20 protein-coding genes are annotated in these 19,323 nt (G+C 61.1%); 10 read left to right on the top strand and 10 right to left on the bottom strand.

Features of this window, described 5'->3' with window-relative positions; all coding sequences use genetic code 11:
* Window positions 1-11: 11 nt before the first annotated feature.
* The 3 genes from HAT86_RS02680 to HAT86_RS02670 all read right to left on the bottom strand — a co-directional run bounded on the left by HAT86_RS02680 (window position 12) and on the right by HAT86_RS02670 (window position 2,322).
* Complete coding sequence (locus tag HAT86_RS02680) at window positions 12-800, bottom strand: hypothetical protein (protein ID WP_167193134.1); 789 nt, start codon at window positions 798-800, stop codon at window positions 12-14.
* Window positions 794-1,618 (bottom strand): sulfite exporter TauE/SafE family protein, encoded by an 825-nt coding sequence (locus HAT86_RS02675; protein ID WP_167193132.1) that lies wholly within the window; start codon window positions 1,616-1,618, stop codon window positions 794-796. Before HAT86_RS02675 ends, HAT86_RS02680 begins: the two co-directional genes overlap by 7 nt.
* A 125-nt stretch (window positions 1,619-1,743) precedes the next feature.
* Window positions 1,744-2,322 carry a hypothetical protein gene (locus HAT86_RS02670; RefSeq protein ID WP_167193130.1) on the bottom strand — a complete coding sequence of 193 codons (579 nt, stop codon included), beginning with the start codon at window positions 2,320-2,322 and terminating at the stop codon, window positions 1,744-1,746.
* A 128-nt stretch (window positions 2,323-2,450) separates the two neighbouring features.
* Between HAT86_RS02670 and HAT86_RS02665 the strand changes: the two genes are divergently transcribed.
* Genes HAT86_RS02665 through HAT86_RS02650 form a run of 4 tightly spaced genes read left to right on the top strand, consistent with a single transcriptional unit; the run spans window position 2,451 to window position 4,386 of the window.
* On the top strand, window positions 2,451-3,143 hold the full coding sequence (locus tag HAT86_RS02665) for a hypothetical protein (RefSeq protein ID WP_167193128.1): 693 nt from the start codon (window positions 2,451-2,453) through the stop codon (window positions 3,141-3,143).
* A 30-nt stretch (window positions 3,144-3,173) separates the two neighbouring features.
* Entirely contained in the window at window positions 3,174-3,467 is a 294-nt protein-coding gene (locus tag HAT86_RS02660) for a DUF1330 domain-containing protein (RefSeq protein WP_167193126.1), read from the top strand.
* A 1-nt stretch (window position 3,468) separates the two neighbouring features.
* Window positions 3,469-3,906 (top strand): tellurite resistance TerB family protein, encoded by a 438-nt coding sequence (locus HAT86_RS02655; RefSeq protein WP_167193124.1) that lies wholly within the window; start codon window positions 3,469-3,471, stop codon window positions 3,904-3,906.
* Window positions 3,907-3,945: 39 nt separating this feature from the next.
* Complete coding sequence (locus HAT86_RS02650) at window positions 3,946-4,386, top strand: tellurite resistance TerB family protein (RefSeq protein WP_167193122.1); 441 nt, start codon at window positions 3,946-3,948, stop codon at window positions 4,384-4,386.
* A 524-nt stretch (window positions 4,387-4,910) separates the two neighbouring features.
* Here HAT86_RS02650 and HAT86_RS02645 read toward each other — a convergent pair.
* The 4 genes from HAT86_RS02645 to HAT86_RS02630 all read right to left on the bottom strand — a co-directional run bounded on the left by HAT86_RS02645 (window position 4,911) and on the right by HAT86_RS02630 (window position 9,865).
* Window positions 4,911-7,016, bottom strand: coding sequence for a N,N-dimethylformamidase beta subunit family domain-containing protein (locus tag HAT86_RS02645; protein WP_167193120.1), 2,106 nt, complete (start codon window positions 7,014-7,016; stop codon window positions 4,911-4,913).
* 4 nt (window positions 7,017-7,020) lie between these two features.
* Window positions 7,021-8,316, bottom strand: coding sequence for a TRAP transporter large permease (locus HAT86_RS02640; protein WP_167193118.1), 1,296 nt, complete (start codon window positions 8,314-8,316; stop codon window positions 7,021-7,023).
* A complete protein-coding gene (locus HAT86_RS02635; RefSeq protein ID WP_167193116.1) occupies window positions 8,313-8,795 on the bottom strand; it encodes a TRAP transporter small permease in 483 nt (160 codons plus the stop codon). Before HAT86_RS02635 ends, HAT86_RS02640 begins: the two co-directional genes overlap by 4 nt.
* A gap of 71 nt (window positions 8,796-8,866) precedes the next feature.
* The gene (locus HAT86_RS02630) at window positions 8,867-9,865 is read right to left on the bottom strand and encodes a TRAP transporter substrate-binding protein (RefSeq protein WP_167193114.1); all 999 of its coding nucleotides are present in this window, start codon (window positions 9,863-9,865) and stop codon (window positions 8,867-8,869) included.
* 112 nt (window positions 9,866-9,977) lie between these two features.
* Between HAT86_RS02630 and HAT86_RS02625 the strand changes: the two genes are divergently transcribed.
* Window positions 9,978-10,865, top strand: a complete 888-nt coding sequence (locus HAT86_RS02625) for a LysR family transcriptional regulator (RefSeq protein WP_167193111.1) — start codon at window positions 9,978-9,980, stop codon at window positions 10,863-10,865.
* 574 nt (window positions 10,866-11,439) lie between these two features.
* Here HAT86_RS02625 and HAT86_RS02620 read toward each other — a convergent pair.
* The 3 genes from HAT86_RS02620 to HAT86_RS02610 are packed head-to-tail and all read right to left on the bottom strand — an operon-like array spanning window position 11,440 to window position 13,303.
* The gene (locus tag HAT86_RS02620; protein ID WP_167193109.1) at window positions 11,440-12,252 is read right to left on the bottom strand and encodes a DUF4336 domain-containing protein; all 813 of its coding nucleotides are present in this window, start codon (window positions 12,250-12,252) and stop codon (window positions 11,440-11,442) included.
* Between the two features lie 3 nt (window positions 12,253-12,255).
* Window positions 12,256-12,804, bottom strand: coding sequence for a peptidylprolyl isomerase (locus HAT86_RS02615; RefSeq protein ID WP_167193107.1), 549 nt, complete (start codon window positions 12,802-12,804; stop codon window positions 12,256-12,258).
* Complete coding sequence (locus HAT86_RS02610) at window positions 12,797-13,303, bottom strand: peptidylprolyl isomerase (RefSeq protein ID WP_167193105.1); 507 nt, start codon at window positions 13,301-13,303, stop codon at window positions 12,797-12,799. The genes HAT86_RS02615 and HAT86_RS02610 overlap by 8 nt, the downstream gene beginning before the upstream one ends.
* Before the next feature lie 131 nt (window positions 13,304-13,434).
* Between HAT86_RS02610 and HAT86_RS02605 the strand changes: the two genes are divergently transcribed.
* The 5 genes from HAT86_RS02605 (at window position 13,435) to HAT86_RS02585 (ending at window position 19,320) form a co-directional block, all read left to right on the top strand.
* Entirely contained in the window at window positions 13,435-14,619 is a 1,185-nt protein-coding gene (locus HAT86_RS02605) for a phosphoglycerate kinase (RefSeq protein WP_167193103.1), read from the top strand.
* A gap of 174 nt (window positions 14,620-14,793) precedes the next feature.
* Complete coding sequence (locus tag HAT86_RS02600) at window positions 14,794-15,687, top strand: fructose bisphosphate aldolase (RefSeq protein WP_167193101.1); 894 nt, start codon at window positions 14,794-14,796, stop codon at window positions 15,685-15,687.
* Between the two features lie 193 nt (window positions 15,688-15,880).
* Window positions 15,881-17,197, top strand: a complete 1,317-nt coding sequence (locus tag HAT86_RS02595) for a glutamine synthetase family protein (protein ID WP_167193099.1) — start codon at window positions 15,881-15,883, stop codon at window positions 17,195-17,197.
* 85 nt (window positions 17,198-17,282) lie between these two features.
* Entirely contained in the window at window positions 17,283-17,960 is a 678-nt protein-coding gene (locus HAT86_RS02590; RefSeq protein WP_167193097.1) for a type 1 glutamine amidotransferase, read from the top strand.
* 1 nt (window position 17,961) lies between these two features.
* Window positions 17,962-19,320 carry a glutamine synthetase family protein gene (locus HAT86_RS02585; protein WP_167193095.1) on the top strand — a complete coding sequence of 453 codons (1,359 nt, stop codon included), beginning with the start codon at window positions 17,962-17,964 and terminating at the stop codon, window positions 19,318-19,320.
* Window positions 19,321-19,323: the final 3 nt, after the last annotated feature.

Raw genomic sequence — 19,323 nt, 5'->3', positions numbered from 1 at the left:
GCGCGCCGCGCCTAAGGCAAATCCAGCCAGTCCCGTGTGCCGCCTGCGAATTCGGGCCGGAAATAGGCAATCATCCGGCCATCCGCCGGGGCGCGCGCGCCATCGGCCCAAGGGGCCACGCCATGCAGCGCAAAGCGATGCACCAGATAGGCCGCGCCGGGTTTTGCGGCAATCTCAACCCGTTTACAGCTGTCAAACACCGTGCGTCGCGCGGCGTGATAGGCTTCTGTCAGATCGACATCGGCCCATTCCGCTTGCGGCAGGTGGGCTAATGCCTTGGTGAACATGTCGCGCATGATGTGGTGGCTGCCCTCCCACACCACAAAGGGGCTGGCCCCTGCCGCGCAGTCGGTCAGCGGCAGGCCCAGAATATAGGCGTGGCGCTCTTTCAGCATACGCTGCCGTTTGGGCCCGGTCGGCAGCAGGCCATCGACATGCGCCGCATCCCGGTTGCGGCGATAGCGAAACGCCGCGTCACTTTCGCCATCGCGCGGACGCGGGTAGCCCGGATAAGTCACCGACACCTGCCCGCGATGCAGAGGCAACACCCCGTAAAGGCCCTGCGCGGCCTCGATCGCCTGCCCGGTCAGCGGACCAGACGCGCCGACCGCGCCATCGCTGCTGTTGGGCAAACTGTCGACGCCCACAAACCATGTGCCTTCGCATTGCAACCATTTGGCCCGCTCGTCGGGGTCGGCCACGCGCTCGACGGCAACATCCTGTGCGGCCTGCGCCCACCGGGCGACGCTTTCCTCGGGCGCGAACTGCGCCCAGCCTTGGCGCAGCAGCGCCTCTACCATCCCAGCGCCTTGCGCAGCATGTTCAGCGCCACCAGCGTCAGGAACACCGCAAATATCCGTTTCAGCGGTTTGGGATCCATCGCATGGGCAAGTTTGACACCCCAAGGCGCGGTGATCATCGTCATCGTGATGACGATGCCGAAGGCCACCAGATTCACGGCACCGATTGTCAGCGGCGGGCGGTTGGCCGGGGCAATCTCAAGAAACAGAAACCCGATGACCGAGGGCACCGCGATGGTCACGCCAAAGCCCGCGGCCGTGGCCACGGCGCGGTGAATGGGCACGCCATAAAGGCTCATCAACGGCACGCCAAAACTGCCGCCACCAATGCCCATCAGCACCGACAAAAACCCGACAATCGGCGACAGCGTGGCCCGGATCAGGCCGCGCGGCATCTCGGGGCCCAGCCGCCAATGCGCGCGGCCAAGCCCAAGATACGCGCCGATGATCACGCCAAGGCCGCCAAACACGCCCTGCAAGGTGGTCGACCGCAGGCTGGCGGCCACCAGAACCCCCAGCACAGCCCCGATGGCAATGCCCGGCGCCCATGTTCGCAAAACCGGCCAATCAACCGCGCCTTTCTTGTTATGGCTCAGCACTGACCGGACCGACGTTACGATGATCGTTGCAAGGGATGTTGCCAGACAGATTTGCATAAGCTGCGGGCCGTCATAGCCAAGCGTTTGAAAGGCATAAAAGAAGGCAGGCACCAAAACGATACCGCCACCCACACCCAACAGGCCTGCCAGAACACCGGCAAAACCGCCAATCACGATCAACAGCAGCAGCATTTGGAGCAATAACATCGTATCGGGCATGGCCGGGCCTTTCGTTTTGTGCAGGGCAAAGCCTTACACCGGGCAACTTGAAAGGAAAAGCCGCCAAAGGGTCGGGCCCCTAGCCTTGCACAGCTCTCGGTCTGCACCCGGCTTTGCGGCAAAGCTCAATCGCGTGGCTTGAACCGCAACAGACGCCGCGAGACGCCCAATTCCAGCACCGGGCTGAACAAATCACGCAACAGGCTGGGCCGCGGGCTATACACCGCCGTTTCCGAACTGGGGTCCAGACGCAGCGCATCGTTGAGCAACGTCGTCAGTATGTCTTCGTTGAACGTATAGCGGCCCTGCCGTCCTTCGGCTTGATCGGCTTTCTGGTAGGTCACCCAATCAGCCAAACGCTTTCGGCTTGAAACATCGCGTTCCGGATGGGCAAGGTAAAAGCCGCTGTTCACCCGCAGACAGATATTGTCCAGCATCCGGGCAATATCACGGTAGTCTTGGGGAACGTGATGCTTGGGAATGTAGTTGAACCTTTCCGGCTCGCCGTTCAGAAAAACGGTCAGCGCGGTGCCCAGATCAACCGAGGTCTGCGCCATGACCCACCCTAGCACCGACACCGGATACATGCCCCAATCATAGCTGCGCGCCAATTGGCGCAATTGGTCGTCATTTGCCCGGCGTGCCATGGCAAGATGGTCATCCTCGGTACCGCGTGACCAATCAAATTCGTCAAAAGACTGCATGCAAGGCTCCGCCAAAGCAAATCTGCTGTTATGTTCAACTGTGTTATCGTGATTTTGATGCGGAAAACCGGAAAGAGTTAGGAACAATTGTGACCGACTTGCGGCGATTGCACAGTGCCTTGCATTTTATGTTTTTTTCACTCGCCCTTTCGGGGGCGTTGGGCGCCGGGCCAGTTTGGGCCGAGGCCGCCCTTCGGCCTGTTCCCTATGCCCACCTGCAGCATGATCTAGACGCTGTCGTAACCTTCGAAACCCTGCCACGGCGGGCCGAGCCGGGCATAAACCTTGACGCCCCGATGCGCGAGGGGCGCGTGTGGTTGGGCGAACGTCTCAGCGGGCAAACCGTTGCCACGGAAAACACGGCGCATGATGTGCTGGCGGGCCAACCCGCCGTGCCGCTTGCCGTAGCGCCCGGCGCACCGGGGGCCAACCTTTCGGTCGCATATCACCGCGGTTTTGGTTCCAACGCGGTGTTCCCGCTTGGGCGGGATGTCTTTCCCGCGCTGTCGGCGCGCGGCGAAGGCGCGCTGGCCATCCTGTTCGATCAGGACCAGCGGGCCATCGGCCTGCGCATCCACAGTGACTATGCCGCGCCGCTTGGGCAGGCGCGACCGCAGGGCAGTGTCACGCTGTCGTTCTACACCCGGCAGGGCCGCCTGATTGCCCGCCACGTGCAAAAGCTGGGGCGCGCGATCAACGAAATAGGCTTTGAGCGCAGCAATGATCTGCCCGATATTGCAGCGGTGACCGTAACCAATACTGATCCGGGTGGGATTGCGCTGGATGACATCCTCTATCAAACTGCCCCGGCCGCATTCTGAAAAATGATACAGCGATAAGGACCACTGAAAATGCCCAAAGGATACTGGGTGGCGCATGTCGATATCGACGACGCCGAAACCTATGAAAACTACAAGGCGGCCAATGCCGCGCCTTTTGCCGAATACGGGGCCCGGTTTTTGGTCCGGGGCGGGCCACGCGAAACCCGCGAAGGGGCCGCACGCGCCCGCACAGTGGTGATCGAGTTTCCCAGCTATCAGGCCGCGCTGGAGTGCTACGACTCAGCGGGTTACCAAGCCGCCAAAGCGTTGCGCGACCCGGTCTCGACCGGTGATCTGGTGATCGTCGAAGGCTACGGTGACTGACATGCTCAGCCGCATTTTGAACGCCTTGTCGTCGCCCGCCCCCGCACCATTGCCCAAGCCCGATGCCAATCTGGCCCTTGGCGCTTTGATGGTCCGGGTCGCCAAATCGGACCACCGCTATCGGTTCGAAGAGATCAGCCGCATCGACAAACTATTGGCCCGGCTGCACGGCATCGGGCCGATTGACGCCGCCAAAATGCGCGCCACCTGCGAAAAACTGGACCATCAAGCCGCCAGCACCGCCGATCTGGCGCAGCTTATCCGCGAAACGCTATCGCTTGAGGCGCGGCGCGATGCGCTTGAGGCCCTGTGGGAGGTGGTGCTGGCCGACGGTCAACGCCACCCCGAGGAAGTCGCGGTTGTCGATGCCGCGCAAGAGGCGCTTGGCCTGAGCAATCACGACAATGATTCCGCCCGTGCGCGCGCCCAAGCGCAATAGGGCTTTGCCCTGACACCGCGAACGACTATATCTGTCACCATGTTTGCTGATCTTCTAAAAAACCTGTTCCAGCCTCAACCCGACCCGCTGGACGAACTGGACGTCAAGCGCGCCCTGACCGCATTGCTTGTGCGCTTGGCGCGCTCGGACAACCATTATGCCGCCACCGAGATTATCCGCATCGACCGGATCATCAAGGCGCGCTTTGGGCTTGACGACGACGCTGCCGCAGATCTGCGCACCGAGGCCGAAACGCTTGAGGCCGAAGCCCCCGACACGGTGCGCTTTACCCGCGCGATCAAGGATGCCGTGCCCTACGAGGACCGGATCGGCGTGATCGAAGCGCTGTGGCAAGTGGCACTGGCCGACGGTGCGCGCGATCAGGACGAAGATGCACTGGTGCGACTGGTGGCCAACCTTCTGGGCGTCAATGATCGCGACAGCGCGCTGGCCCGTCAGCGCGTCGATATCCGATCCTAACGCCTCTGCGTCGCGGCTCTGAAGGATGCACTGGCCAAATATGGCCCGCCGGAGATCTTCAACACCGATAGTCATACGATTGGAGCCAGTTCTCGGATGGTTTGACTCAAACACTGATCGACCGTTCGCTGGGTTGGTGCCGCTTGGCGGTCGCTGAACCGCAGGTCCGCGAAGCGAAATACGAATGCGTTTACCTGCGCGCCTTCGAGACCGGGTCACAGGCCCGAGAAGGTATCGGCCAATAGCTGGCCTATTACAACGCCGAGCGGCCCCACTTGACCCACGGCATCTTGCCCCCTGACGAAGTCCATGCCAGCAGAATCGAACCCATGAGAATGGCAGCCTGATGTGAAACCCTGATCCACCTTAACTGGGCTGCATTCTGGTCGAAAAAGCAGGACCACCTCTCTTTACCGCAACCAAGCGCATGCGCGGGCGCTGGCCGTTTCGGCCATCGCCTCAGCCCAGCACGATCATTCTTCTGGCGCGCCCCGAACTGCCCCCGGTCGACAGGGTCATTTCGATCACACCCCCCTAGATAGTTTACGGCTCAGGTAATTTTCCAACAACCGCGAGACATCGTTGTCGAAATCATTCCACGGCAGGCTGCCGCAAAAGGTGATCGAACCAACCGAAAAGACCGAACCACCGTTTGGCAAATCGAAATAGATCAGATCCGCGTGTTTGGCGTCTTCCTCCGGCCCGCCGGTCAGGTTCGTCAGGTGGGTTAGCTGCTCTTCGGGGACCAGCATGAAGGCCCGGTTGTCGCCTGCCGAGCGCGCCAGCAAGACGTAATCCTGCGGCGAGCCGATGCGGTGATCGACATGATCAAGCTCGAACCCTGCCGCGCCGTTGCCGCTGAACCCGTAATCGCCAAAAAGATCTTCGGTCACCCCCTCGAAAAGCCAATCGAAGGCCGGATCAAAGCACATCCGCTGATACGGCGCGCCGTGAAACTCGCCCTGCGCGGCAAACCCAATCCCGACCAGCGCCTGCGGTGCCCGCCCGCTGCGCCGCCACAAACCGCCATAGGTGCCGTCAAAGGCGTTGTAATACTCGCCCGGCTCTGCCGCCCATGCGCGGATGCCGTCTTCGGCCCGGCGAATTTCAAGCAAGCTGTCATTCTCTGTGTGCCGGGCGATGCGCCAATAGAACCCGTTGCCCCCCAGATAGAGCAGATTGCCCCCCGCATCACGATAATCGCGCAGCGCGTCTAGCGTCTCGGCGGTGTGGTATTCCGGGTGGGTGGTTGTGGTAACGGCCTTGTATCCGGCCAGAACCTCGGCCCCTTCGGCATGCAACTCGTGGTCGGTGATGATGTCATAGTCGATGCCCTTGGCATGCAGCCAGCTGATCAGGTGGCTGTCAGCCGGAAAATGTCGCAGCCCCGAACAGCCCGTCGCCCCGAAGGTCAGAAATCCGGGCCGCAGATTGAACAAAGGCCGCCGGTGCGAGGCATGACAGATGCCCGACCCGTCGGAATGCGTGTTGTAGGTCGACAGGCCATAATCGCGGTAATCGGCCGGATTATACGGATAGGCCCCCCAGTCGCGCATACGGCCCTGCCAGGCCGGATCATAATCGGGGCGAGCATGGTTGCCATAGACCACGTAGGTGAAGGTTGGGATCAACACGCAAAGATCGGCGCGCCGCGTGCCACGGGGCGGGCAAACATAGAACGGCAGCGCGTCGCGGCCATCTTCGCCCTCGATATGCATGACATAGACGCCCGATGGCATGTCCTCAGGCACGGTCAGGGTAAAATCGGTCTGCCAGCCGAAATCGTAGATATCGTCCTCGTGGAAATGAATCGCGCCGTAATGCGCGGGTTTGTGTTGCCAGCACATTTCGGAGGCATCCCACTCTGAGCCGGTCATCGCGCGGGTGGGAAAGTTGACAAGTTGCAGAGCCGGTCCGATCTGGGCGGGTACGCTGGCCGTCGACATCGCGGTCGCCAGATCCCAGGCTGCAATCATCCCATCTGTGCCAGCGATGGACGGTGCCTCGATCTTGCCATTGAAGAAGTCCACCGCCCGGGCGCCTGCCAGACGTGCGGCAAGCGCGACGGGGGCCGTGATCGGGGCGCACTGCACCGCACCGCTTGTTTCATGTATCTCGCGGCGGTGGTGCCCCAGAACCGTCTGCATAAGCGTTGCACGGTCACCATTCAAACACAGCTCAATCTGCGTCCACCGATGGGGCGGCAGCGGCACAGGTGACGTGATGCGCGCCTCTTCCACGGTGACGAAAAGACAGCCCCTCGCATCCAGCCCCATGGTCAGCGGCCCGCACGACAAAACCGCCTGATCACAGCCATTAAAATGCGTGGGCAGGATCGTCGCGCCAAGGGTGACGGTCTTATGCGCGGGGAGCGTGATCGCGGCGTCGCTGTAACCATACGATCCGGGAAAGAACGGTTGATGCCGGGCAGGCAACTCGCGCGGTGTGAACCAAGCGCTTGCATCCTCTTCTGTGATGCCCATGCCCGACGGATTTGGATCGGCACAGATCGACCGGGCCAGCCGCGCGCGATAACGACCGCCACAGGTCGATGACACCTTGAAAGCGATATCTTCGCCCGGACGCGCCGACAGACGGTCAGTATAGCCGGTCAGGGGGACTTCGTTCATGTGCTTACCTCAGTTGCGGGCCATAGACGAGATCGGGGAGCCAAGTGACCCATCCCGAGAAAAAGACAAGAAGCAGGATCATCAGCATGTAGGGGATCAGCAGCGGCAGCACCCCGACCGAGATATCCTCGATGGTGATCCGGCTGATCCGGGCCGCAACGAAAAGGTTCACGCCGATGGGCGGGGTCAAAAAGCCAATCTCGCAGGTCATCACGGTGAAGATGCCGAACACCACCGGATCGACTCCGAGGCTGGTGACCAGCGGAAAGAACACGGCGGTAAAGATGATGATCTGTGGAATGCTTTCCAGCCACATGCCGACGAGGATGTAGAACATACCGATGAACAGCATGATCAGCCAGGGATAGGCGGCCAGCCCCTGAAAAAGCGCCAGGACGTCACTGGGAATGTCGAAGATCGTGACAAGCTGGCCGAACGCCTTGGTAGAGCCGAGGATGAACAGCACCGAGCCGATGACGATGGCGGTGAACTTGAACGCATGCAGAAGCTTGGCCCATGTCAGCCCCTTGTAGATGAACAGCCCGACGAAAAGACCATATGCCACCGCGACCGCCGCCGCCTCGGACGGGGTGAAAATGCCGGCATAGATGCCGCCAAGGATCAGGATCGGCGCGAAAACCGCCCATTTCCCGTCCAATAACGCCCAAAGTAGCGGGCCCCAGCGAAACCGATCCGCTGTGCCGCCATAGCCGTTCCTCCAAGAGATGACAAAAACCACGATCATCAACATCACCCCCAGAACAAGGCCCGGCAGGATGCCCGCCAGAAAGAGCCGCGGGATCGAGACATCGGTGACCAGCGCAAAGATGATCAACAGGTTGGACGGCGGGATCATGCTGCCGAGCGCGCCCGCCGAGGCCGCGATGGCCCCGGCAAAGCGCGAGCGATAGCCCTCTTTTTGCATGGCGGGGATGGTGATCGAGCCGATCGCGGCAGTGGTGGCGGGGCCCGAGCCCGAGAGCGCGGCAAAGAACATGCAAGCCACCACCGTCACCAGCCCCATGCCACCTTTGTAGGCACCCACGAGGCGTTTCGCGATTGTGACCAGTTTTTCGGACATGCCGCCCTGTTCCATCAACTGCCCGGCAAGGATGAACAGCGGGATGGTCACCAGCGGAAACGGCTCGAACGCCGTCCAAGCCGCTTGCGCCATCAGGGTCAGCGGGATGTCAGCGATCAAGAGGCCCGCGACCGTGGCCAGCCCGGCGGCGAAAGGAATGGGCACGCCGATGGCCATCGCAAAGACGAAGGCCGCGGCCATGACAAGAGGACCGTTCATAGTGGTAAATCCTTCCAGCCGTCCCGTCCCCACCGCCAATAGACCTGCAGGATGCGAAAGAGCATCAGCGAAAACGCCATGGGGATGATCATCTGAACCCATCGCTGCTCGATCCCCAGACCGGGGGTCATGTAGGTGACATTGAACAAAAGCTGCGTGTAGATCGTGGTCTGCACGATCATGAAGATCACGAACCCGGCCCAGAGTGCGTCGGCCAGCATCACGGCACCGACTTGCAAGACACGTGGCAGACGTCTGACAAGTAGCGTGATGCGGATATGTGCGCGCTCGCGCACCGCCATCGTGGCCCCGAGATAGACCGCGAAGATCATCCCGTAGACGGCCGTTTCCTCGGCCCAAGCGGCGGCGGTAGAGAAGAAGTAGCGCAGAATGACCTGCAGAAGCACGGAGCCCACGACGACCGTCAGGCAGATCGTGCAGATCACCTCTTCAAAGTATCTGTCGATTTTGGACAACATTTCCCTGCCTCTGCCCTGAAGGTGCCGATCGGCATGGGGGCGCTTTGCCCCCATGCGGTGTGCCGGAAGAGTTACTCGGCTTCGGCCCGGATCGCCTCGACCAAGGTGATGAACGCGTCGCCCTTGTCGGCGGCGTAGCGGTCCTGCACCCTCAGCCCTGCCTCGATAAAGCCAGAGCGGTCGAACTCCGCCGTCTCCATGCCGCCCTCTGCGGTCAGGAAGCTGCGGATGTCGTCGATCCGGGCGGCCATTTCCTCACGGTGATAGATGCCTGCCTCGGCGGCGGCGCGCATCACCGCGTCGCGCTGCGTCTCATCCAGCTTGCTCATCACGCGGTCGCTTGCGAAAAGCGGTGAGAAATAGCTGAAATGTTCAAGCACCGTGAAATAGGGCATGATCTCGTAGAATTTCTGCGACTTGATGAAGGAGGTGCCATTGTCCGCGCCTTCGACCGTGCCGGTCTGGAGCGCCGTGGGCGTATCGGCCCATGGCAGCGGGATGGGGGCAGCGCCGAATTCCTCGTAAGTGTCGATCATCACCTGGTTCTTGGGGACACGGACCTTGAGACCATCCATATCCTCGACCGAGGTGATCGGGCTTCTGGAATTATAGAAATCACGGTCGCCGACAAAGCCGTAGGTCAGCAGATGCACGTTTGTCGCCGCCTGAAGCTGAGCGGCAAAGTCACGACCGACCTCGCCTTCCAACACGCGGTAGGCATGGTCCTTGTTCTGGAAGATATAAGGAAGCACGAACGCATCCATGAGCGGGAAATGCGGCGAGACGTTGTTGCCGGTGATGACAAACATGTCCACCGTGCCCAGTTGCATGGCCTTGAACGCCTCGTCCTCGCCCATCAGTTGCCCGCAGCAGCGCACCTTCACATCGACGCTGCCGTCGGTATAGTCCTCGACCAGTTCCTCGAACTTGTCGGCAAGCACGGCATAGGTGCTGGTCTCAGAGGCCGCATACCCGAGGTTAATGGTGACGTCCTGTGCCGAGGCCGTACCCGCGGCAAGGGTCAGGGCCGCAAGAGGCCCGGCGAAATACTGAAATTTTGAGTGTGACATGATTGCTCCCGGCTGTGTGTTGGATTTCTTTTTTTGTTATCGGGCCAGGGTAGCCAGGCGCGACCTGCAAGTATAATATCAATTGATTGGTTTCCGATGCATAAAAGGTATCATGAAAGTAGGTCTTCGCCATATCCGCTACTTTCTGGTCCTCGCTGAGGATTTGAATTTTCGGCGTGCCTCGGAACATCTGCACATCTCGCAACCGGCGCTGACCCGCACGATTCAACAGCTTGAGGCGGAGTTGCAGGTTACGCTTTTCGACCGCGCGCAGAACTTCGTGCGCCTGACCGATGCGGGCCGTGCCTTTCGCGAGGGCGGTCAACGCGTGCTCAACGGCATGGAGGCCACAATCGACCTGACGCGCCGGGTCAGCATTGGCGAGGCCGGTGCGCTGCGGGTAGGGTATACTGATTTCGCGATCGCCGATGTGCTGCCAGAATTGCTCAAGCAGTTTCACCAAAGGCATCCCGGCATCACCGTGCGTCCGCATCACGGGGTGACAACGTCACAGCTGCAGGAGTTGCGGGACGACAAGCTTGATATCGGATTTGTCACCGGGCCAGTGCGCCAGCCGGGGTTTCACAGCCGGGTCGTTCAGACCGACCGTCCGATCTGCATCGTGCCGGAAGGCCATCGGCTGGCATCACGACGCGCGGTTGCGCTGGCCGATCTGGCCGATGAGGATTTCGTGCACGGGCCCGCCGAGGCATGGGCACATTTCTACGATTACCTTTTTCCAATGTGCCGAAAGGCCGGCTTTCAGCCACGCATCGTGCAGGAGGCGTTCAATTCCGTCGGCATTCTTGGTCTGGTTTCCTGTGGCATGGGCATCACCATCCTGACCGAAAGCATCTACAATTTCGCCACAGGTCGGCTGGTGCCCTTGCCGATCAGCGACATCGGCGAGGACATGGTGACAGAGGCGGTCTGGGCCTCCGAGAACCTACGCCTCCCAACACAACATTTCGTCGATTTTCTGGACGGCAGACACCTATGACACGGCGATGACCAGCCATCAGAGGTTTTGCACGTTGGCAACTGCGCGCGAGTGCCTAGAAAAGCGTGCAGGCCCGGTTTTTCTGATCAAGCGTTGATGTCGGGCTGAGGTGAACGCCAAATGGCGTGCGGCATCCAGATGCCGGCAGGCGGGCGATTGACCTTACAAAAAATTTTAGTTGCAGAGTAGGATTTGAACCTACGACCGTCCGGCTATGAGGCGGATAGGAGTAGGGAAACCACGGCGTTGTGCGTTTGAAAGTTAGACGTGGACAGAAAGCAGGATGTATTAGGCTGTTTCAATCTATGCATCTGGCACAAAATACTGTTTTCGCTTGATATTATTCCCGCCGAAGGCGACCCACCCCAACCACAAGATGCTAGCGCCTTTATCCGCAATCCCCCCAAGGCGCAAATGCCCGAGACGGCGGCCAAAGGCCGACGACGAGATATCCAGCACGCGCGATAGCGCGTTCCTTTGGGTCGGTGGACCAACCTCAATCGCCGGGCACACCAGACTAGGCCAACGCAAAACGGCTGCGCAAATTGCTGTCAGTGGCAAGCCCGGATGCGTTTTACGCGTTTCGGTCGCCCCCCGCCGCCCGCGACTTGCGCGCCTTCATGTCGCCCAATGCCCGGTCCCACAAACGCGGCTGCAACAGTTTTCGAAAGGCGCGTTCCAGTTCGGCCACGCCGTTGGCCCGATACCACCGTCCATGGGCCAAGATGATACGTTCGGGGGCCCAGTCGATCATTCGTTCCACGTCTTCGGCCAGCGCGACCTTGTCCCGAAAGGTCCAGCGCATGTCAGGCGGCATCTTGCCGTCACTGTCGTCAATCCCGGCAAGCCAGACGATGGGCCGCATCCAGACGGGCAGTTTTTCCGTCTCGAACGCCTCGATCAGATCGGTCAGGATCAACGTATTGCTGGCGCGGTGGAAAAACACCGCCTCACGATGCGTTTTGCTTCCGCGCACGATCATCTGGTCGATCTGGCCGTCCCAAGGGGCGTCTGCCGTGTCCCATTGCAAATCATGGTCAATGGGCAGGGTCAGGCCCTTTTTTGCCGCCCGTTCGGCCACACCCGGCGCGGCCCAGACAGTGGCCTCGGGCCATGCGGCCTGCCAATCGGCGATATGCGCGTAATGTATCCAGTTGGGCGCGATCAGATGCCGAACCGGGCCCAATGCCTGCACCTCCAAGCGCAGGCTGTCGGTCAACCGCGTGGGCGAATGCACCCAAAGATCGCCATTGGCCAACCGCACAACCGTCGCGCGGGTTGAAAATGGCAGCCCCATGAACCGGATCGCCGGCCCATCGACCAACCATAGCCCATCGGCCACGGGTTTGAGCGCATTAAGCGGCTCGTATCCCGTGGCCTCTGGCATCGCTTACTCGGTGACCGTGACGCTGGTCATGACATCGGGCTGGCCGACGACTTCGCCATTGCGGCCCGAACCGCGCTTGATTGCGTCAACCACGTCCATCCCCTCGGTCACTTCGCCGACAACGGTGTATTGGCCGTTCAGATTGGCCGCCGAGGCGAACATGATGAAAAACTGGCTGTTGGCGCTGTCGGGGTTCTGGCTGCGCGCCATGCCCACGATCCCACGTTCAAACGGCACATCCGAAAACTCGGCCTTCAGGTTGGGCCGGTCGCTGCCGCCCATGCCCGCGCGGCGCATGTCGCCGCCCTCAAGCTTGCCGAATTCCACATCGCCGGTTTGCGCCATGAACCCGTCGATCACCCGGTGAAAGACGATCCCGTCATAGGCCCCCGATTGGGCCAGTGCGGTGATCTGCTCGACATGGCCGGGGGCCACATCTTCGAACAGGTCGATGGTGACGGTTCCATTGGCTTCGCCCGCAACCTCGATTTGCAAGCCGGTGGCCAAGGCCGGACCGGCCAGCAGGCTGAAAAGAACTGCCAGTTTACGCATCGCTTGCCACCTTCACGCTGATCATCCGGTCGGGGTTCGCAGGCGGCTCGCCGCGCGTGATGGCATCCACATGCTCCATCCCCGAGATCACCCGGCCATAAACCGTGTACTGACCGTTCAGGAAATGATTGTCGCTGAAACTGATGAAGAACTGGCTGTTGGCGCTGTCGGGGTTCTGACTGCGGGCCGCGCCGATGGTGCCGCGATCATGCGGAATGCGGCTGAACTCGGCCTTGAGGTTGGGCAGATCGCTACCGCCGGTCCCTGCAGCGCGCGGGTTGTAATCTTTTTCCATGTTGGCATTGGCCACATCGCCCGTCTGGGCCATGAAACCGTCAATCACCCGGTGGAAAGCCACGTTGTCATACTGGCCGCTGCGCGCCAGTTCCTTCATGCGCGCGCAATGATTGGGGGCGATGTCGGGCATCAACTCAATGGTAACGATGCCATCCTTCAGTTCCAGCAGAATGGTGTTCTCGGGGTCCTTGATCTCGGCCATCGGGCGCTCCTTCGTGTGATCTGTCGCCAACTACCTAAGACGCCACGCCGCGAATGCCAAGCACAGTGCTTGACGCCCTGCCCGCCAGACGCCATGACAGGCGCGCATTTGACCCAAGCGGAGACAGTGGCATGAGCTGGAAACCCCTCGATGACATGGACCTTAACGGCAAGACGGTGCTGACCCGCGTCGACATCAATGTCCCCATCGAAAACGGCCGCGTCACCGACGCCACCCGCATCACCCGCATCGTGCCGACGATCGAAGCGATTCTCGCCGCAGGCGGCAAACCGATGCTGCTCGCGCATTTCGGCCGCCCCAAGGGCAAAGTGGTTGACGAGATGTCGCTGCGCCCGGTGGTGCCCGCACTGGAACAGGCGCTTGGCCGCAAAGTCAATTTCATCGAAACGCTTGAAGGGGCCGAAAACCCGACCGCCGAGGCGGATGATGCGCAGGTTCTGCTGCTGGAAAACATCCGCTTTCACCCCGGCGAAGAGGCCAACGATCCCGCGTTCGCCAAACGTCTGGCCGGGCTTGGCGACATCTATTGCAACGATGCCTTTTCCGCCGCGCATCGCGCCCATGCCTCGACCGAAGGTGTGGCGCATCACCTGCCCTCATGCGCGGGGCGTTTGATGCAGGCCGAGCTTGAGGCGCTGGAAGCCGCGCTTGGCCAGCCCAAGCGCCCGGTCGTTGCCGTGGTGGGCGGCGCGAAGGTGTCCAGCAAGTTGGATTTGCTGGGCAACCTTGTCGAAAAGGTCGACCATCTGGTGATCGGCGGCGGCATGGCCAACACCTTTCTGGCCGCACAGGGCCTGAGCGTCGGCACATCGCTGTGCGAGCACGACATGGCCGACACCGCTCGCGCCATCCTGTCCAAGGCAGGGGCTGCGGGCTGTGAAATTTTGCTGCCGGCGGATGTGGTTGTGGCACGCGAATTTGCCGCCGGGGCCGCGCATGACACCGTGCCTGCCCATGCCTGCCCTGCCGATGCGATGATCCTTGATGCCGGGCCGCAATCCGTGGCGCGGATCACCGCCGCCATCGACGCGGCCAAGACCCTGATCTGGAACGGCCCCCTTGGTGCCTTCGAGATCGAGCCGTTTGACACCGCCACCAACGCAGCCGCCGCCCATGCCGCGGCCCGCAGCAAAGCGGGCGATCTGATCTCGGTCGCAGGCGGTGGCGATACCGTGGCCGCGCTCAACAAATCGGGCGCGGCGCAGGATTTCACCTATATCTCAACCGCTGGCGGCGCATTTCTGGAGTGGATGGAAGGCAAAACCCTACCCGGCGTGGCCGCGCTTGGCGGCTAAATTGTGGGCGTTGGCCAGTCTGCAGGTTGCGATCCAAAACCGTTGATGCGCTGTTAGCGCGACCACGATTGCAACCCTGCCGCCCCTCGCCTAGAAGCAAGCCAATCGCGCGGGTCGCACGTGGCGCCCGTCTGTGTCACCAGTCAAATCATATGTCGAAAACGGGGAATGAAGATGTCCAAGGAACGTCAGGCAGAGCAGATGCGCAACGGGCAGGGCTTTATCGCTGCTTTGGATCAATCCGGCGGTTCTACCCCCAAGGCGCTGCGTCTGTATGGTGTTGAAGAAACCCAATACGGCACCGATGCCGAGATGTTCGATCTGGTCCACGCCATGCGCACCCGTATTGCACAGGCCCCGGCCTTTGCCGGCGACAAGGTTCTGGGCGCGATCCTGTTCGAGATGACCATGGACCGCGAGATGGGCGGCAAACCCGCCGCCACTTACCTTTGGGAAGATCGCGGCGTCGTGCCTTTTCTGAAGGTCGACAAGGGTTTGGCAGACGAAGACAACGGCGTGCAGATGATGAAACCGATGCCCGATCTTGACGCGCTGCTGGAGCGCGCGGTGAAGGCCGGGATTTTCGGCACCAAGATGCGCTCGGTGATCAATGCCGCCAACCCGGCGGGGATCAAAGCGGTCGTCGCTCAGCAATTCGAGGTCGCCAAGCAAATCCTTGGCCACGGCCTGATCCCGATTATCGAACCCGAAGTGACGATTTCCATCAGCGACAAGGCCGAGGCCGAGGATATGCTGCTGGCTGAAATCACCGCCCAACTGGACGCGTTGGAGGCCGACAGTCAGGTGATGCTGAAACTGACCCTGCCGGAAACCGACAACCTGTATCAACCGCTGGTCAACCATCCCCGCGTGATGCGCGTGGTGGCCTTGTCAGGCGGCTATAGCCGGGAAGAGGCCAACGCCCGCCTGTCGCGCAACACCGGCATGATCGCCAGCTTCAGCCGGGCGCTGACCGAAGGCCTGTCAGCGCAGCAGTCAGATGATGAGTTCAACACCACGATCGCCGCCTCGATCGCCAGCATTCGCGCAGCGTCTGTCGCGGGCTGACACGCCACGCCATAGGCACGGCACCGGCACATTTGAGGCAACACGTAAGCAGGGGTCCGCGCCCCTGCTTTTTCCGTCGGGGGCTATCGGCCAACACGACTGGCGTAGGCTGAATTATTTTGATCAAATTTTTGTGGCGTCCGACCACACTTGCCGCTAGCCTTGGCGCGATCCACGATCTGGAGCCGCCGAAATGGACTTGTCACAGTTTTCTACAATCCGCGTTGCCGCCTGCGACTTGAATGGCCAGATGCGCGGCAAACGCGTGCCGGGTGACTATGCCGAAAAACTGGACCGCGGGGCCGTGCGGATGCCGCTATCGGTGCTGAACCTTGATATTTTCGGGGCCGATATCGAAGGATCGCCTTTGGTTTTCGAGTCTGGCGATGCCGATGGCATGCTACGGCCCACCGGGCGCAACCCGGCGCCACTGCCATGGCTCAGCGCGCCACAGCCGCTGGTGCCGATGGCGATGTATCACGACGACGGAACGCCGTTTGACGGGGATCCGCGCCACGCTTTGGTGGCGGTGCTTGAGCGGTATGCCGCGCGCGGCTGGCAAGTGATGGCCGCGACCGAGTTGGAATTCACGCTAGTCGATGACAGCGGCGATGCCCTTAAACCCGTGCGCAGCCCTCGGTCGGGGCGACGACTGAACGCGCCGGGGATCCTGTCGATGTGGCAGATGGATGCCTTCGACGAGTTTCTGACCGCGCTTTACGACGGCTGCGCGGCGATGGATATCCCCGCGCAGACCGCCACGATCGAGGCCGGGGTCGGCCAGTTCGAAGTCACGCTCAACCACCGCGACGCCCTGAGCGCCGCCGATGACACATGGCTTTTCAAGGCGCTGATCAAGGGATTGGCCCGGCGTCATGGCTTTGCCGCAACATTCATGGCCAAGCCGTTCGACGACGACGCGGGCAATGGCATGCATATGCATTTCTCGGTGCTGGATGCCGAGGGGCGCAACGTGTTCGACAACGGTGGCCCTGAAGGCACCGACACCCTGCGCGCCGCCGTGGCGGGATGTATCGAAGGGATGTCGCCCTCAACCCTGATCTTTGCACCCCATGCCAACAGCTATGACCGTCTGGTGCCCGGTGCCCATGCCCCAACCAGCGCGACATGGGCCTATGAAAACCGCACTGCCGCCCTGCGCATTCCCGGCGGGCCGCCGGTGGCGCGACGGATCGAACACCGGGTGCCGGGCGGCGATATCAACCCCTATCTCAGCTTTGCCGCGATCCTTGGTGCGGCGATGATCGGGATCGAGGATGACATGACACCCCCGGCCCCGATCACCGGCAACGCTTATGAACACGACGCGCCGGGCCTTGCCGCCGACTGGCGCACCGCGATCGAACGCTTTGGCGCCTCCGAGATGATGGCCCGGATTTTCCCCGAAGGACTGATCCGGAACCTGATGATGACCAAACGTCAGGAACTGGATCAGATGTCGCGCATCCCGCATGAGGCATGGTGGAAAACCTATCTTGAAACGGTATGATGCCCCCAAACATGCCTTTGCGACGGGGCTTGCCCCGTGGCAAAGGCTGCGATAGCCTTAATTTGATCAAATTATGGAGCCCCCCATGAAGATCGGTATTCTTCAAACCGGCCACGCCCCCGACGTCGTTCTCGACGAGTTGGGCGATTACGACGCCATGTTCGCCCGCCTTATTGACGGGCACGGCTTTGATTTTCAGACGTGGAACGTTGTCGATGATGACTTTCCCGGTGCCGTGGACGCCGCCGATGGCTGGCTGGTTACGGGGTCCAAACACGGGGCCTACGAAAACCACCCATGGATCCCCCCGCTGGAGGAATTCATTCGGGCCGTTTATGCAGATGGGCGGCCCATGGTCGGCGTGTGCTTTGGCCATCAGATCATCGCGCAGGCGCTTGGCGGCACGGTAGTCAAATTCCCCGGCGGCTGGTCGGTGGGGCGCACCGATTACAAGATCGGTGGCGAAAGCCTGCCGCTGAACGCATGGCATCAAGATCAGGTCGTGGCCCTGCCCGACGGCGCGCAGGTGGTTGGCCAATCTGATTTTTGCGAAAACGCCGCGCTACTTTATGACAACAGGATCTGGACGATTCAGCCACACCCCGAATTTCCGGCCCGCGTGATCGAACAGTTGATCACTCATCGCGGCCGTGGCGTGGTGCCCGATGCCCAACTTGAGGCCGCGCAACAGCGCCTGCCGGAAACCACAGCAAATCAGGCCATTGCCGATCACATGGCCGCCTTTTTCAAGCGGGAAACATAATATGTCCAACTGGATCAGCACCCTGGCCGACGCGGCCAAAACCTATCTTGAAGGCCGCCGCCTTGACGAGGTGGAATGCATCATCGCCGATCTGCCCGGCATCGCACGCGGCAAGGCCGTGCCCGCCAGCAAATTTGCTCGGCAAGAGCATTTCCACCTGCCCGATTCCATCTTTTACCAGACCATCACCGGCGATTGGGGCGAAGCCGCGGGCGAAGACGGGTTCATCGAACGCGACATGATCCTGACGCCCGATATGTCCACCACCACCGCCGCGCCGTGGACCGGCGATTGGACCTTGCAGGTGATCCATGACGCGTTTGATCGGGACGGACATCCAATTCCCTTTGCGCCGCGCAATGTGCTCAAGCGCGTGGTCGAGATGTATCATGCCCGCGGCATGACGCCCGTGGTTGCGCCCGAGATGGAGTTTTTCCTTGTCGCGCGCAATCTGGACCCGGCCAAGGAAATCGAACCGATGATGGGTCGCTCGGGCCGTCCCGCCGCTGCACGGCAGGCCTATTCTATGACCGCTGTCGATGAATTTGGCCCGGTGATCGACGATATCTACGATTTCGCCGAGGCGCAGGGCTTTGAGATCGACGGCATCACCCAAGAAGGCGGCGCCGGTCAGCTGGAAATCAACTTGCTGCATGGCGACCCGGTGAAACTGGCCGATGAGGTATTCTACTTCAAACGCCTGATCCGCGAGGCGGCGTTGAAACACGATTGCTTTGCCACCTTCATGGCCAAACCGATCGAGGACGAGCCCGGAAGCTCGATGCATATCCACCATTCGATTCTGGATGCGAAAACCGGTGAAAACCTGTTCTCCGACAGCGATGGTAACGAAACCGAGTTGTTCCAGACCTTCATCGGGGGCTTGCAAAAGCACCTGCCCGACGCGATTGCCGTGCTGGCACCTTATGTCAATTCCTATCGGCGCTATGTCAAGGATCACGCCGCCCCGATCAATCTGGCTTGGGCACGCGACAACCGCACCACCGGCATTCGGGTGCCGCTGGCCCCGCCGTCGGCGCGGCGTGTGGAAAACCGTCTGGCGGGTATGGATTGCAATCCCTATCTGGGCATCGCCGCCAGTCTGGCCTGCGGGTTGCTGGGGATGATCAACAAGGAGCATCCCGAAGCCGAATTCAAGGGTGATGCCTATGCCGGCGAAGCCGATATCCCCCGTGTTCTGGGCAATGCGCTGACCATGTTCGATGCCGCAACCGATTTGCACGATATTCTGGGCCCGGAGTTTGCCCGCGTCTACAGCATCGTCAAACGTGCGGAATACGAAGAATTCCTGCAAGTCATCAGCCCGTGGGAACGCGAACACCTGCTGATGAACGTCTAAGGC

Origin of the sequence: Roseovarius gahaiensis (assembly GCF_011601345.1) — a bacterium.
GTDB classification, from domain to species: Bacteria; Pseudomonadota; Alphaproteobacteria; order Rhodobacterales; family Rhodobacteraceae; genus Roseovarius; species Roseovarius gahaiensis.
This window is presented reverse-complemented; position numbering and strand designations above follow the sequence as displayed.

Bases quoted from the DNA above. Each gene is read 5' to 3' on its own strand.
- HAT86_RS02680 (WP_167193134.1), bottom strand. From the start codon at position 800: ATGGTAGAGGCGCTGCTGCGCCAAGGCTGGGCGCAGTTCGCGCCCGAG.
- HAT86_RS02675 (WP_167193132.1), bottom strand. From the start codon at position 1,618: ATGCCCGATACGATGTTATTGCTCCAAATGCTGCTGCTGTTGATCGTG.
- HAT86_RS02670 (WP_167193130.1), bottom strand. From the start codon at position 2,322: ATGCAGTCTTTTGACGAATTTGATTGGTCACGCGGTACCGAGGATGAC.
- HAT86_RS02665 (WP_167193128.1), top strand. From the start codon at position 2,451: ATGTTTTTTTCACTCGCCCTTTCGGGGGCGTTGGGCGCCGGGCCAGTT.
- HAT86_RS02660 (WP_167193126.1), top strand. From the start codon at position 3,174: ATGCCCAAAGGATACTGGGTGGCGCATGTCGATATCGACGACGCCGAA.
- HAT86_RS02655 (WP_167193124.1), top strand. From the start codon at position 3,469: ATGCTCAGCCGCATTTTGAACGCCTTGTCGTCGCCCGCCCCCGCACCA.
- HAT86_RS02650 (WP_167193122.1), top strand. From the start codon at position 3,946: ATGTTTGCTGATCTTCTAAAAAACCTGTTCCAGCCTCAACCCGACCCG.
- HAT86_RS02645 (WP_167193120.1), bottom strand. From the start codon at position 7,016: ATGAACGAAGTCCCCCTGACCGGCTATACTGACCGTCTGTCGGCGCGT.
- HAT86_RS02640 (WP_167193118.1), bottom strand. From the start codon at position 8,316: ATGAACGGTCCTCTTGTCATGGCCGCGGCCTTCGTCTTTGCGATGGCC.
- HAT86_RS02635 (WP_167193116.1), bottom strand. From the start codon at position 8,795: ATGTTGTCCAAAATCGACAGATACTTTGAAGAGGTGATCTGCACGATC.
- HAT86_RS02630 (WP_167193114.1), bottom strand. From the start codon at position 9,865: ATGTCACACTCAAAATTTCAGTATTTCGCCGGGCCTCTTGCGGCCCTG.
- HAT86_RS02625 (WP_167193111.1), top strand. From the start codon at position 9,978: ATGAAAGTAGGTCTTCGCCATATCCGCTACTTTCTGGTCCTCGCTGAG.
- HAT86_RS02620 (WP_167193109.1), bottom strand. From the start codon at position 12,252: ATGCCAGAGGCCACGGGATACGAGCCGCTTAATGCGCTCAAACCCGTG.
- HAT86_RS02615 (WP_167193107.1), bottom strand. From the start codon at position 12,804: ATGCGTAAACTGGCAGTTCTTTTCAGCCTGCTGGCCGGTCCGGCCTTG.
- HAT86_RS02610 (WP_167193105.1), bottom strand. From the start codon at position 13,303: ATGGCCGAGATCAAGGACCCCGAGAACACCATTCTGCTGGAACTGAAG.
- HAT86_RS02605 (WP_167193103.1), top strand. From the start codon at position 13,435: ATGAGCTGGAAACCCCTCGATGACATGGACCTTAACGGCAAGACGGTG.
- HAT86_RS02600 (WP_167193101.1), top strand. From the start codon at position 14,794: ATGTCCAAGGAACGTCAGGCAGAGCAGATGCGCAACGGGCAGGGCTTT.
- HAT86_RS02595 (WP_167193099.1), top strand. From the start codon at position 15,881: ATGGACTTGTCACAGTTTTCTACAATCCGCGTTGCCGCCTGCGACTTG.
- HAT86_RS02590 (WP_167193097.1), top strand. From the start codon at position 17,283: ATGAAGATCGGTATTCTTCAAACCGGCCACGCCCCCGACGTCGTTCTC.
- HAT86_RS02585 (WP_167193095.1), top strand. From the start codon at position 17,962: ATGTCCAACTGGATCAGCACCCTGGCCGACGCGGCCAAAACCTATCTT.